This window comes from Streptomyces calvus, assembly GCF_006782915.1.
Taxonomy (GTDB): domain Bacteria; phylum Actinomycetota; class Actinomycetes; order Streptomycetales; family Streptomycetaceae; genus Streptomyces; species Streptomyces calvus.
Genome location: NZ_VCNP01000004.1, coordinates 23,344 through 36,152, shown reverse-complemented (window position 1 = coordinate 36,152; position 12,809 = coordinate 23,344). Strand labels below are relative to the sequence as shown.

10 protein-coding genes are annotated in these 12,809 nt (G+C 73.1%); 1 reads left to right on the top strand and 9 read right to left on the bottom strand.

The features are described from left to right. Positions 1-64: 64 nt before the first annotated feature. Both FGW31_RS00645 and FGW31_RS00640 read right to left on the bottom strand, forming a co-directional pair. Positions 65-2,788, bottom strand: a complete 2,724-nt coding sequence (locus FGW31_RS00645) for an FAD/NAD(P)-binding protein (protein WP_182674809.1) — start codon at positions 2,786-2,788, stop codon at positions 65-67. Between the two features lie 69 nt (positions 2,789-2,857). Further along, a complete protein-coding gene (locus FGW31_RS00640; RefSeq protein WP_142191292.1) occupies positions 2,858-3,679 on the bottom strand; it encodes an S-methyl-5'-thioadenosine phosphorylase in 822 nt (273 codons plus the stop codon). 273 nt (positions 3,680-3,952) lie between these two features. Here FGW31_RS00640 and FGW31_RS00635 point away from each other — a divergent pair, with 273 nt between their 5' ends. Next, positions 3,953-4,489: a helix-turn-helix transcriptional regulator gene (locus FGW31_RS00635; RefSeq protein ID WP_142230912.1), complete on the top strand. Its 537-nt coding sequence runs from the start codon at positions 3,953-3,955 to the stop codon at positions 4,487-4,489. Positions 4,490-4,557: 68 nt separating this feature from the next. On the opposite strand, the gene FGW31_RS00630 is transcribed toward FGW31_RS00635, so the two are convergent. The 7 genes from FGW31_RS00630 to FGW31_RS00600 all read right to left on the bottom strand — a co-directional run bounded on the left by FGW31_RS00630 (position 4,558) and on the right by FGW31_RS00600 (position 12,785). Next, a complete protein-coding gene (locus FGW31_RS00630) occupies positions 4,558-5,142 on the bottom strand; it encodes an adenine phosphoribosyltransferase (RefSeq protein WP_142191290.1) in 585 nt (194 codons plus the stop codon). A gap of 11 nt (positions 5,143-5,153) precedes the next feature. Then, positions 5,154-6,536, bottom strand: coding sequence for a sulfotransferase (locus tag FGW31_RS00625; RefSeq protein ID WP_233452305.1), 1,383 nt, complete (start codon positions 6,534-6,536; stop codon positions 5,154-5,156). Then, a complete protein-coding gene (locus tag FGW31_RS00620) occupies positions 6,533-8,518 on the bottom strand; it encodes a methyltransferase domain-containing protein (RefSeq protein ID WP_142191289.1) in 1,986 nt (661 codons plus the stop codon). Before FGW31_RS00620 ends, FGW31_RS00625 begins: the two co-directional genes overlap by 4 nt. Then, the gene (locus FGW31_RS00615) at positions 8,511-8,987 is read right to left on the bottom strand and encodes a ferritin family protein (protein WP_142191288.1); all 477 of its coding nucleotides are present in this window, start codon (positions 8,985-8,987) and stop codon (positions 8,511-8,513) included. The genes FGW31_RS00620 and FGW31_RS00615 overlap by 8 nt, the downstream gene beginning before the upstream one ends. 9 nt (positions 8,988-8,996) lie before the next feature. Beyond that, entirely contained in the window at positions 8,997-9,764 is a 768-nt protein-coding gene (locus FGW31_RS00610; protein WP_202432158.1) for a class I SAM-dependent methyltransferase, read from the bottom strand. Between the two features lie 262 nt (positions 9,765-10,026). Then, positions 10,027-11,106 carry a sulfotransferase family protein gene (locus tag FGW31_RS00605; RefSeq protein WP_142191287.1) on the bottom strand — a complete coding sequence of 360 codons (1,080 nt, stop codon included), beginning with the start codon at positions 11,104-11,106 and terminating at the stop codon, positions 10,027-10,029. Further along, a complete protein-coding gene (locus FGW31_RS00600) occupies positions 11,103-12,785 on the bottom strand; it encodes a B12-binding domain-containing radical SAM protein (protein ID WP_142191286.1) in 1,683 nt (560 codons plus the stop codon). The genes FGW31_RS00605 and FGW31_RS00600 overlap by 4 nt, the downstream gene beginning before the upstream one ends. Positions 12,786-12,809: the final 24 nt, after the last annotated feature.

Below are 12,809 nucleotides of genomic sequence, written 5' to 3'. Positions count from 1 at the left end.
CCGTACGGCCCGCACGGCCGGCCCGCGCCCCCCCGGGCCCGTGCGGGCCGGCCCGCGCCGGCCCTCAGGCCGGGAGCGTCGCGAGCCGGCGACGGTCGTAGGGGCTGGAGCGGCGGTCCAGACGCTGCTCCAGCCGCACCCGGGCGGCGTCGCAACGGCCCGCCGACACCAGCGCGTACAGCAGCGTCTCCTCGACGACCTCGCGCTGCGCCGCGCTGCCACCGACCGCCGGCAGCCTCGGAAGCAGGCGCTCCAGCCGCACGGCGGCCTGCTCCCACGACTCCTCCACGACGTACCCGAAGGCCTCGCACAACGGCGCGACGACCTCCCGCTGCACCGGGTCGGCGTCCAGCGCGTGCCCTTGCAGCCGCCGCAACCCCGCCAGATCGCCCGAGGCCATCAGGGCGACCGCCGCGTGCAGGGCGGTGAAGGCGGTCGACGGCCGCTCCAGGGAATCCGCACCGACCGCGTCGAGCACGTCACCGATCGGCATCCGCCCCTCCCACGACCCGGTCAGCCGCGCCCGCCACAGCAGCGAACCGGAGTCGACGAGCGCACGCACCCCGCGCACCCGGCCCGGCGTCAGCTGCGCCGCCCACCTGCGGCGCACCGCCGGGGCGTCGTCCAGGGCCAGTTCGTGCAGCGCCGCGTGCCAGGAGAAGTGGGCGCGATGGGTGGTGCCGCGCCCGTGGCCGTCCAGCCACGCGTCGAGCCGCGACCGCCCCGCCTCGTGGTCACCGCACTCGTAGTGCACGTGGGCCAGCGCGTGCATGGCATGACCGGAGTCCGGCTCCTGGGCCAACGCCCGCTCCGCGAGGACACCGGCCTCGTCGAAATGCTCCTCCTCCTGGTGCACGAAGGCCAGCAGCGACGTGTGGAACCAGTGCCCGCCGTGGGCCCGCGCGGTCCTGCGCACCACCTGCCCGGCCGCCCCGCCGTGCGCGTCGTACAGCCCGGCGAAGGCGATCGTCGGAACCGCCGCCGCGAGCGCCAGCCGGTCACCGGGATACCGGTCGAGATAGCGCAGCAGCGCCGCGTCGCCCTCCGCGGTGGTGCCCCGGACCCGCCGGACGACCATGTCCACGAAGGCCCGCTCCCGCTCGTCGGCACGCTCCCGCACACACCGCCGCGCCCGCGCCAGCGCCTGCGGGACGTCCACGTCCGCGCCGCTGTCGTGGCCGATCAGGGCGAGCGCGGCGTGGCCCACGGCGAAACCGGGATCCAGCGACGTCGCCCGGCGGAACGCCCGCTCCGCCCCGGCCCGCACCTTCAGCACCCGGTCGATGCCCGTACGGAAGGCGGCCGCGGCGGACGAGTGGGTGCTGAGCGGCAGCCCGGAGCCGTCCGAGGGTCTGCGGACGCGGCGGTGCGGCGGCGCGGCCACCGCGGCCCGCACCGACGGCACGGCCAGCACCGCCTCGGCCACCTCCGCCGCCTGGACCCGGATCTCCGGGACCGCCGTGGTCTCCCACAGTTCACCGCGCCGGGGCGCGCCCAGCGTCCACAGCGGCTGCTCCGCCGCCCCGGACCGGTCACGCAGCCGCCCGCCGTCGGTGGCCACCCCGATGCCCAGCGGACCGGGCACGGCGACACCGCCGCGCCGCAGGTTCTGCCACAGCGGACCCGTCGCGTCCGCCAGTCGCAGCCCCGGCCCGGTGCAGTCGACGACCCAGCCCACACGCAGGTCCCGGCCGTCCCCGAGCCCCACGGCCACCGTGCCGTCGCCGAGCGCCCGCGCGTCGGCGACCGAGCCCCGCCAGGTGCGCAGCCGTCCGGCCCGGCGCATCCGGGCCACGGCCTCCGCGGTGGCCGGCGGCATCCGATGGCGGTGCACGTTCCACACGGTGGCGTCCCGTCCGAGGAACTCCGCGCGGTCCTCCGGCGACAACGCGGCCCACAGCGTCGCGACGTGCGGGCGCAGACCGTCCACGACGGGACGCCAGTCGCCCTCGGTGCGCAGCGCGCGGCCGACGTGCCGGTGCACCGCGGCCCGCATCTGCCGCAGCGTCCGGCAACCGAGCAGGTCCTCGCAGTCGGCCGGGGGCAGCGCGGTCACCGTGTGCGGCTGCGGCAGCAGACCGCCCCGGGAGACGGCGTGCACCGTGCGGCCGGTACGCTCCAGCCGCAGGGCGACGTCCACGGCGGTCAGGCCCGTGCCGATCAGCAGCACGTCGTCCGTGTCCTCCGGCGCGGCCGCGGCGTCCAGCGCGCCGGGCGCCCACGGGTCGGCCACGAAACGGCTGTGCGCACGCAGCGCGGCCGGCGGACGCGCCGAGGACGGGGAGGTCGGACCGCTCGCCAGGACCACCGCGTCGGCGTCGGCGGTCGTACCGTCCGCCAGCTCGAGCCGTACCGCACCCCGCTCGCCGGCGCCCACACGGCAGTCGGTGACCAGGGTGCGCAGCCGCCGGACCCGCACGGTGCCGGTGGCCGCGATGATGGCCTGCCCCAGCGTGTCCGCGAGGTAGGCGCCGTAGCGGTGACGCGGCACGAAGTCGTCCGCCGACACCGTCGGCTGGCCGTGACGGCACAGCCAGCGCACGAAGTGCGCCGGATCGTCCGGGTAACAACTCATGGCACCCGCACGCACGTTGAGCAGGTGCCTCGCCTCCCGGCCGGCGTAGGCCCGGCCCCGCCCGGCCTCCGGCGCCGGGTCGATCAGCAGCAGCACCAGGGGAACCCGCCGCCGCACAGCGGTCTCGCACAGTTGGAGGGCGACCATGGTGCCGGCCGCGCCCGTGCCCACCACTGCCACGGTTCCCCGCGGAGCGGATACGGGTGACGTCATGCTGCCTCCAGTCGGGACGACGAGTGGGCCGGCGGGCGTCCGGCGGGCGCCCGGGCGGCGAGGCGGGGCCTACACGTGCTCGGCGTCGGGCGCGTCCGGGCAGGCGCAGGCGTCCTCGCCGGGCAGGTTCTTGATGGTCGCGGTGAGCAGCGGACGGAGCCGGTCGATGTTCTGCCGGAACACGGCGAGGACCTCCTCGTGCGTGACGCCCTCACCGGTCTCCGCACCCGCGTCCAGGTCCGTGACCAGGGCGATCGACGTGTAGCACAGGCCCAGTTCACGGGCGAGGGCCGCCTCGGGCTGCCCGGTCATGCCGACGACGGTGCCGCCGGCGGCGCGGTGCCACAGCGACTCGGCGCGGGTCGAGAAGCGCGGGCCCTGGATGACCACCAGCGTGCCCTCCGGGTGGGGCGGCCAGCCCTGCTCGCGCGCCGTGGCGATGACCGTCTCCCGCCCGGTGGAACAGTACGGGTCGGCCATGGGGGCGTGCGCGACGGGCGGGAACGTGCCGTCCTCACGGGGGAGGCCGTCGAAGTAGGTGTTCTCCCGCCCGTACGTACGGTCGATGACCTGGTCGGGGACGACCAGGGTGCCCGGGCCCAGCTCCGCGTCGAGGCTGCCGACGGCACACGGGGCCAGGACGCGCCGCACCCCGACGGAACGCAACGCCCACAGGTTGGCCCGGTAGTTGATGCGGTGCGGCGGCACCGAGTGGGAGCGGCCGTGGCGCGGGAGGAAGGCGATCGTGCGTCCCGCGTACTCCCCGACGAGCAGGGCGTCGCTCGGCGGACCGTACGGGGTGGTGACGGGCACTTCCGTGACGTCGTCGAGGAAGGAATACAGGCCGGAACCGCCGATGACGCCGATGTCGGCGCGGGGCAGGTCGGTCATCTTGTGCTCCTTACGGCAAAGGGGCGGCACGGGTGGAATATCTGCCTGCCCGGTGCGGAGTTCATCCAAGGCCTCTCCCGCGGCTGGATCAACCCTGTCGCGCGTTCAAGGGCGGACTTCGGCAGATGACCGAAAGGGCCGATAATGTCGCTGGTTTCTGTGGCTGCCCCGAGGTGCTGGGAGACATTCCCCGTGGATGGCGGACAGTTGAATGTGTTGTGGCTCGCGCACAGCGAGTTGGCCTTTTACGGCATTCCGGCGCTGCTCCGCCAGGTGCCTTCCGTCTCCGGTCATGTGGTGTGTGCGGACGCCGCCGCCGCCCAGCAGAACCTGGCGGGCGGGTACTTCGACGTGTGCGTGCTGCCCCTGAGCGCCTACGGCCCGTCCCTCGGCAGACTGGCACGCACGGGCGCGGCGCGGCTGGTGCTGACCCTGTCGGACACGGCGGTGCTGCACCCCGGTATGGCGCACGGACGCAGCGTGGACGCCTGGCTGCTGGAGCAGTGCATCACGCTGGACGTGCTGCGGGACACCTTCCGGCAGCTGGCACTGCCGACGGCCGGCGTCGCCACGCCGCTGCGCGCGGACGCCGCGGACGCGGTGAGCCGGCCACGCCGCAACGGCCGGCTCACCGCCAGGGAACTGTCCGTGCTGCGCCTGCTGGTGCAGGGACTGACCAATCAGCAGATCGCCCGCGCGCTCGGCATCTCGGTCCACGGTGTCAAGCGCCACCTGTCGAACCTGATGCTGAAGTTCGACTGCTCCAACCGGACCGAGGTGGCGCTCGCCGCGTTGCGCATCTGGGAGTGAGGGCCGCGACGCCGCGCCGGTGACCACCGTCTCCGGAGCCCGCGCCGCGGCCGGGCGGCGCAGCCTGCTCACACCGCGATGGCGGCCTGGACGCAGTCGCTCTTCACGAGCCGCTCCAGCCGCTCGCGGCCCGGGAGGAAGGTGAGTTCCATCAGGACGACGACGCCCGTCACCCGGGCGCCGGTGGAGTGGACGAGTTCGATCGCCGCCTCGGCGGTACCGCCGGTCGCGAGGACGTCGTCGACGACGACCACCCGGTCCTCCGGCCGGAAGGCGTCGCGCTGGATCTCCAGCGTGGCGGTGCCGTACTCGAGTTCGTAGGCGCGGCTGAAGGTCTCACCGGGCAGTTTGCCGGCCTTGCGGACCGGCACGCACCCGGCGCCGCAGCGCAGGGCCACCGGTGCCGCGAGGAGGAAGCCGCGCGCCTCCAGCCCCGCGATCCGGGTGGCGCCGAGCCGGGTGCACATCGCGGACAGGATGTCGACGGTGTCGGCGAACGCCCCCGGATCGGCGAGCAGCGGGGTGATGTCCTTGAACGTCACCCCGGGCCGGGGGTGGTCGACGACGTCGCGGATGTGGCCGGCGAGGTGCCCGCCGGGGCCGGCCGCCGGCTGCCCGAGGTCGGCGGCCGGCGGCTGGTGCGGTGCGGTCATGGGATGCTCCGTCAGATCCAGTGTGCGGGGTCGGTGTAGCCGAGCCGGTCGGCCAGGTGGAAGGTGGGCGCGTCCAGTGCGCGGGTGATCAGGTCGGCCCGTGCCTGCCAGCGGCCGGCCCGGGGCCGGGCCGTGGCCGCCACCGGGGCGATGCCGTGCTCGATGGACCGCAGCAGGGCCTCTCCCAGCGGGATGCCGAGCCAGTGGGTGAGCCGCCGGTACGCCGCGGCGCGGCGCTCGGGCCCGGCGATGAGGTCCTCGAAGCGCAGCGTCAGGCTGTCCGTCCGGACCGTGCCCAGGTGGTCCAGTACGGCCTGGTGGCTGCTGCGCCACTGGAAGGCGCAGACGTTGAGCAGCGGCGCGGTGGTGTACTCCTGCCAGCCGGGCGGCAGGTCGAACTTCCACCACCACTGGTTGTCCGGACACTGCTCGACGTAGTCGGTGATGGCCAGCGGCGTCGGCATGCGGTGGGCGTGGAAGCCGTGGTGCAGCCAGCCGTCGAGCAGGCCGTTGATCGCGGCGGCCGGATTGCGGGTCAGGTGCAGGACACGGATCCGGGCGTTCGGGAACAGGGCGCGCAGGAAGTCCAGCCGGTAGGCGTTGCTGGGCGTCTTGACGACCAGGGTCCGCTCCCGCAGGTCGGCCGGCCCGGCCCGGCGCCACGGGCGGGCCAGCACGAACGGCGGCTCCTCCACGAGGAATGGCGCGGGGGACTGCGCACCCGGGCTGCCGAAACCGTCCCGGCGCAGCAGGTCGGGCGGCAGGTCGTAGTACCAGGGGCTGACCGGCAGGCCCTGGTCGTACAGATGCCGCAGCAGTTCCAGGGTCACCGCCGCCGAGCCGCCGGGCGGCGCGGCCGCCAGCAGGTCCCGGGCCCGACGGGCCAGCTCCAGCGGGTCGAGGGGCAGGTGCGGCCACTGGACGGTCAGCCGCCAGGCGATGTCCAGGGCCAACTGCCCGGCGTCGGCGCTGCCGGTGGTGTCCGCGGGGTCGGCGGGGGTGCCGGCGTCACGGGCGAGCTCCTCGTCGAGGAGGGCGCGCGTGGCGGCCGGCAGCGCCTCCAGGTGGCCGGCGTCGAGCCGGTCGGACCCGGCCCCGCTGTCGGGATGGCCGAGGCCCGCCAGACGCAGGAACGGGTTGATCTCCGCCTGGAGGTGCACGAGGTCGGGCGAGGCGCGCAGCGTCTCCGCCAGCATGCTCGAACCGCCCCGCGAACTGGACGCGATGACCAGCAGGGACCGCACCCGGGCCGTGAAGTCCTCCACGGCCGGGGTGCGTTCGCCGCGCAGCGCCGCCAGACGCTCGTGCAACGACGACGTGGGGTCGGGCGGGACGGTGACGGCGGACGCGCGGCCCGCGCTCGGTGCGGGATGCGGGTGGCCGGTGCGGGTCACAGGGGCTTCCTGAGCGAGTAGACGCACCAGCGCCACTGGTCCCGGATGGACCCGTCGGGCAGGACCTCGAAGGGGTGGACGGCGCGGACCTCCGGCGGGGCGTCGTAGAACAGCTGCTGGATCTCACGCCGGTGCGCGGGCGTCGTCTCGTGGGTGTCGATCCACAGGTCGATGGACTCCCACAGCAGGTGCTCCGTCACGGTGACGTCGGTGAAGCCGGCGCCGGTGAGCAGGGCGCGGAACTCCTCCTCACGGAACATCTGGTGCAGCAGCGGCTGCTTCTTCTTGAAGACGCGGTACATCCAGAAGGCGTCCGCGTCGGAGTAGGGCACGATCTGGCCGACGATGAACTGGCCGCCCGGGCGCAGCACCCGGAAGATCTCCGACACCGGGCGTTCCGGCTGGGGCAGCAGGTGCAGCACCTCGCGCGTGACGACCAGGTCGAAGGAGCCGTCCTCGTAGGGCAGGTCGTAGACGGTGCCGCGGTCGACGCGGTCGAGGCGGGTGGAGGCCAGCTCGACCATCTCGGGCGTGAGGTCGAGGCCGATCATCTCCTTGACGCGGCCGCGGAAGGACCCGCCGACGACGCCGCTGCCGCAGCACACGTCCAGCATCCTGGCGTCCTCGCCCACCTGGCACAGCTCCGCGTGCTTGGCCAGCAGCTCCTCGTCGGTGAGCCAGGAGCAGGACTCGTGCCAGTCCTTGGAGCGGATGCCGAACTGCCGCCGGTAGGCGCCGTAGTCGATGTCCAGCTGCTTGCGCTGGTGCCGGGCGGTGCGGCCGGCCAGCCGGGCGGCGAGCCGGGCCCGCGCGGCGTCCAGCACACGGTGGGTCACCTGCTGCGCCAGCAGGTCGTCGCTGTTGATGCGGCGGGTGAACTCCTCGGTGACCGCCTTGTGCACCACACGGCCCGCGTCGGTGTTGGTGAGCCGCTTCTTGGTCTGTCCGTCGAACCGGGGCGCCGCCATGCGCAGGGAGACCACCGCGGTCAGTCCCTCCAGCACGTCGACGGTGGTGATGCGTTCGGCGGTCCGGGAGTCGAGCAGGTTGTGCGCGGCGGCGTACCGGTTGATCACCTCCGACAGCGCGGCCCGCATGCCGTCCACGTGCGACCCGCCCTGGTCGGTGCGTACGCCGTTGACGAAGCTGCGGACCTCCTCCGTGTACCCCTCGGTCCACTGGAAGGCGAGGTCGAAGGAGACGGTGTCGTCACCGGACAGCGTCACCACGACGGGCTCCGGGTGGACGGTGGCGGCCTTGGCGTTGAGGTGGTCGAGGAACCCGCGGACCCCGCTGGTGAACGCGTAGCGGGTGACGCTGCCGGTGCGTTCGTCCTCCAGCCGCAGGTCCAGGCCCGGGTGCAGGAACGCTATCTCCTGGAGCCGTTCGCCGAGGACCTTCGCGGAGAAGTCGACGGTGTCGAAGATGTCCGGGTCCGGCAGGAACGTGATCGTGGTGCCCCGCCCGTCGGTGGGGCCCTGCGCGGTCAGCGGGGTCCGCGGCTCGCCGCGCGCGTACTCCTGGCTGTGGTGGACGCCGTCCTGGCGCACGTCCAGGCGCAGCCACTGGGCGAGGGCGTTGACACAGGACAGGCCGACACCGTGCAGGCCCGCGGAGTGCACATAGGTGCCGGCGGTGAACTTGCCGCCGGAGTGCAGCGTGGTCAGGACGACCTCGCAGGCGGGCCGGCCCGCCTCCGGGTGGACGCCGACCGGGATGCCCCGGCCGTCGTCGGCCACGACACAGGCGCCGTCCTCGCGCAGCGTCACCGTCACCGTGGAGCAGTGGCCGGCCTTGTGCTCGTCCACCGCGTTGTCGAGCAGTTCGAGCACCAGGTGGTGCAGGCCCTCGGCCGTGGTGGAGCCGATGTACATCGACGGGTTGCGGCGCACCGCCTGCAGGCCGGAGAACACGACGATCGACGCCGCGTCGTACCCGCCGGCCGCCGCCGGCGGGGCCGGGGCGGAGAGGTTTTCACTCATCGGCTCCTCCAGGGATGAGGGCGGCATCGTGCTGTTCGCCGGACGTGCGGGTCAGATCGTCCAGGGCCGCCTGCAGGCGGGCGGTGTGCCCCTTCTTCAGGGCGGTGAGGGTGCTCAGCCAGCTCGCGGTGTCGGCCTGCCCCTCCTCCAGGGCCGCGGAGGTCAGCCGCGGATAGAGGTCACCGGCGTCGTGCAACGCCGCCACCACCGACGAGGCCAGGTTGAGCCGGCTGTCCCCGACGCCGTCCTGCCGGCCGGCGTTCTCGCTGTCGGTGTCGCGCAGCACGTCCAGATGGCCGTGCGCGGCGCAGACGAGGCTGTCGGCGAGTTCGCCGAACAGCCGCGCGACCTCGGAGTGCCCTTCGATCTCCGCGGTGTGCGCGAAGTAGGTGTACCGCACCGCCGACGCGGCCTCCGCGGCCAGCGCGGCGCGCAGGTCGGCGGCGAGACGGTCACTGATGTGCGTCATGGTTCTCCTCTACTGCGCGGGGGCGACCGGGCCGGGCTTGGTCCCGGCCGCCAGGACGAACAGCATGTGGTCGGTGAACCGCCCGTCCGCCTCCTGCACGGCGTGCAGCGCGCGGAACTCGGGGGAGGCCCGGCGGTAGACCTCGCGGATCGCCTCGCGGCGCTCCTCCTCGATGGCGCCGTTGTCCGACCAGACGTCGACGTCCTCCACGGACACGTACGAGCGGGTCCGCGTCTGCTCGCAGCCGGCCTTGGCGAGGAGTTCCTCCAGGCCGGAGGGGAGGAAGAAGTGACGCCGTACGGGGTTGCGCAGCCGCAGGATCTCGAAGTACTCCTCGCTGTCGCGTTCGTCGTAGGCGCAGAGGTTCACCACCACGACCCGCCCGCCGGGCCGGACCACACGGACCATCTCCTCCACCGCGGCGGGCAGGTCCATGAACTGGATGCCCTGCCGGCACACGACGATGTCGAAGGTGTCGTCCTCGAAGGGCAGGTCCTCGGCCGCGGTGAGCACCAGCCGGTCCAAGTAGGGACGGGCCTGCTCGGCCATCCCCTCGGTGAGGTCGACGCCGACCAGCTCCGCCACCCGCCCGGTGAACAGACGCGACACCAGGCCGGTGCCGCAGGCCACGTCGAGCACACGGTCCTGCGGGCCCGGCCGGGCCAGGTCCAGCAGCAGTTCACCGAGGTCCGTGTCGGTGCACCACGAACTGGAGTTGTCGTAGGTGGGCGCGCGCAGTCCGAAGTGGTCGGCCACGTCCTTGCGACTGATGGTCAAGGAAAGACTCCTCGCGGTCGGCCCGTGCAGCCGGACCCCGCCCGGGGGCGGGGGACGGCGGATCGGGAAGAGGAAGGAAACCTGCTCGTGCCGCGCGCGGCACCGCGCCGTGCCCGCGCGTGCGGCCGCAGGCTCCGCCGGTGCGGGCACGGTCCACGTGGTGCCCGCGCGGCGGCCGGTCGCGCCGGCACGGGCAGTGCCGGACCGCGCCGGGGCGTGCGGAGTACAGGTCGTGTCGGATGGTGTCGTTGTACGTGTGCTGTCAGGCGGTGCTGCCGCCGTGCGCCTGGTGGCGCCGCCCGCCGGCCCCGGGCGGAGCGGCCGCGCGCGCCGCGGCCGTTCTCAGCCGGAGGAACCGTACGTAGGCGTCGCGGCGCATCCGGGCACGGTAGTTGTCGTCGTTGCGGGCCGAGCGCCACTCGATGCGGGCGCGCAGCCACGCCGAGCCCAGTGCCACCGCGAGCGGCGAGGGATCGGGCGTGCCGGCGGCGGCCGGGTCGACCGGGTAGCCGAGCGACTCCTTGACCGGCCCGGTCACCTTGTCCACCAGCAGGCGTTCCCGGGTGGTCAGCCCCGTACGCCCGGTGCCGACCCGGTGGTTCGTCACCGGCTGCCCCGCCTGCCGCCACGCCTGGGCCAGACCGGCGGTCCGGCGGGCGTCGGCGGACCTGTGGTGCTCGAGCATGGCCGGCTCCAGTTCCTCGCCGAGGAAGTCGCAGAGCCGGCCGACCTCCTCCGCCGTGTTCGACACCAGGTCCTCGTAGCGCAGCAGGTGCACCACGTCGGGACCGTGGGCGTCGAGCGCGGCCCGGGCCCGGTCCTGCTGGGCCCGCCACAGCAGCGCGGTGCGGTAGGGGTGACTGGGGCCGAACACCGCGCGCTTGGCCGAGGCGGCCACGTCGCACGGGTCCCTGACCAGCCACACGAACCGCGCGTCCGGACGGACCGCGAGGACGTCGGCGACATGGTCCACCATGAACGTGCTCTTGCAGCCCCAGCGCGCCTTGCCCTCGGCGATCCGGTGCTCGTCGTAGATCGCCGCCACGATCCCGAACAGCCCGTGCCCCGGTTCCGCCGCGGCCAGCACCCGGTCCGCGTCGACCGGGTGCGGCCACGGATGGATGTGCCGCCGCAGCAGGCCGAGCGCGTCCGCGGTGGCGCGGGCGCGCCCGGCCGCGGCCGGGAGGCGGTCGTACGAGGCGGCCAGCGGAGCGAGGTACCGCATGAAGTGCGGAGGGTGCGGGACGGCGATGCGGGAGTGGGCGTTGAGGATGAGCCGCAGCAGGTTGGAGCCGGACCGCTCGGTCCCGATGATGAGAACGGGACCGAGTCGGCCTGTCATGCCTCGTTGACGCCGGCCAGCGAGGGCGACGTCATTTTCTTCGCGCCGCACTCCATCAGGCTGCTGCCCGCGCGGGCCACCTCGGGCTCGCTGCACTTGTCGAGGGTGAAGCGCTCCGAGCCCGGCGCCAGCGGGCCGGCGGCGGAGCTGAACTCCCGGCGCCATCCGGTGCCGGCGTAGCTGGTCGAGCGCTCCAGGCCGTCCGCGGGCTGCGGGTGGAAGTACTGCATGTGCTCGGGGAAGTGACGGAAGTCCATCACCGGGCCGGGCTGGTAGGCGTCGTAGATGCGCTTGTAGGCGTCCCGGCACACCTTCTCCGGCAGGCCGCTGACGTTGAGGAACTCGTCCTCGTGCAGGGCCTGTTCGACCGACAGCCAGTTCAGGTGGTCGATCTCCGAGCGGATGGTGCCGGAGGCCAGCGCCTGCTTGTAGATCGTGGTGCCCGGCATCGCCGACAGGTACTTGACCCGGGTGACGTGGTTGTACGTCTCGGCGAACTCCACCATGTGGTTGAGGGACTCCTCGCTCTCGTTGGGCAGGCCCACGATGAGCAGGGAGCCGAAGCGCACACCGGCGTCGAAGGTGGTGCGCATGGCCCGCACGGTCAGGTTCTCGCTGCTGCCCTTGCGGGCCTCGCGCAGCACCTCGGTGCCCAGCGACTCCACGCCGTACAGGATGATGTCGCAGCCCGAGTCGCGCATCGCGTTGACGCGGGGCTCGTCCATGTCGGCGCACCGGGTCAGGCACGTCCAGCGGATGTCGTGGTCCTTGATGACGTCGCAGATCTCCAGCGTCTGCTTGCGGTGCGAGCTGAACGTCAGGTCCACGAAGAACGAGAACTCGATGCCGTACTGGCTCTTCAGCCAGGCCATGTCCCGGTCCATCTTCTCCGGGGACTTGGCCCTGACCTGCGGCGTCGTGCGGTAGCAGAACGAGCAGTCCATCTTGCAGCCGCGGCTGTACGAGGAGATGATCTGCGGCTGGAGGCCCATCGGGCTGTGGTACTGCGGCCACAGGTCGAGCCGCATGCGCGGCAGCGCGTCGAGGTCCATCATCTGGCCGCGCGGCCGGGTGCGCTTGGCCTCGCCCTCGGGTGTGCGGTAGCAGATGCCGCGGATGTTGGGCAGGTCGCGGGACCAGTTCCCCGAGGCGTAGCTCTCCATCAGCTCCAGGATGGTGAGTTCGCCCTCGCTGATGACGACGATGTCGGCGGCCGTGTGCTCCATGAAGATGTGGGGCACCGACGTGCACAGCGAACCGCCCACGATGATGGGCACGTCCGGCTCCGCCTCGCGGACCTTCTCCATCAGCTCGCGGCAGAAGGGGAAGTTGTCCTCGAAGGTGCACAGACCGAGCACGTCGGTCTGCCCGACGATCTGGTCGTAGGCCGACTTCAGCGGGTCGAGGTCGTAGCGGACGTCGACGATGCGCACCGGGTAGCCGGCGTTGTGCAGCACGGTGGAGATGTAGCTGGCGCCCTCGTACGGGGAGGTCAGGAAGAACTCCCAGCCGCGGGGCATGGTGAACGGGGACGGCCCCACGACCAGCGTGAAGCGCGGCAGCGACGGGTCGGTGGGGACCGGGGTGATGTCCTGTTCGCGCATCTGGTTCATGAACTGGCGGTCCACCAGCTCGTCGGCGTTGGCGTATAACTCCAGGGCGAGTGACTTGGGTGCCATGAACGGCTCCTTATGCCGGTCGGC

What these genes read in the sequence shown, in the direction of transcription:
- FGW31_RS00605 (WP_142191287.1), bottom strand. Translation starts at nt 11,106, where the DNA reads ATGACAGGCCGACTCGGTCCCGTTCTCATCATCGGGACCGAGCGGTCC.
- FGW31_RS00645 (WP_182674809.1), bottom strand. Translation starts at nt 2,788, where the DNA reads ATGACGTCACCCGTATCCGCTCCGCGGGGAACCGTGGCAGTGGTGGGC.
- FGW31_RS00615 (WP_142191288.1), bottom strand. Translation starts at nt 8,987, where the DNA reads ATGACGCACATCAGTGACCGTCTCGCCGCCGACCTGCGCGCCGCGCTG.
- FGW31_RS00600 (WP_142191286.1), bottom strand. Translation starts at nt 12,785, where the DNA reads ATGGCACCCAAGTCACTCGCCCTGGAGTTATACGCCAACGCCGACGAG.
- FGW31_RS00640 (WP_142191292.1), bottom strand. Translation starts at nt 3,679, where the DNA reads ATGACCGACCTGCCCCGCGCCGACATCGGCGTCATCGGCGGTTCCGGC.
- FGW31_RS00630 (WP_142191290.1), bottom strand. Translation starts at nt 5,142, where the DNA reads ATGACCGCACCGCACCAGCCGCCGGCCGCCGACCTCGGGCAGCCGGCG.
- FGW31_RS00620 (WP_142191289.1), bottom strand. Translation starts at nt 8,518, where the DNA reads ATGAGTGAAAACCTCTCCGCCCCGGCCCCGCCGGCGGCGGCCGGCGGG.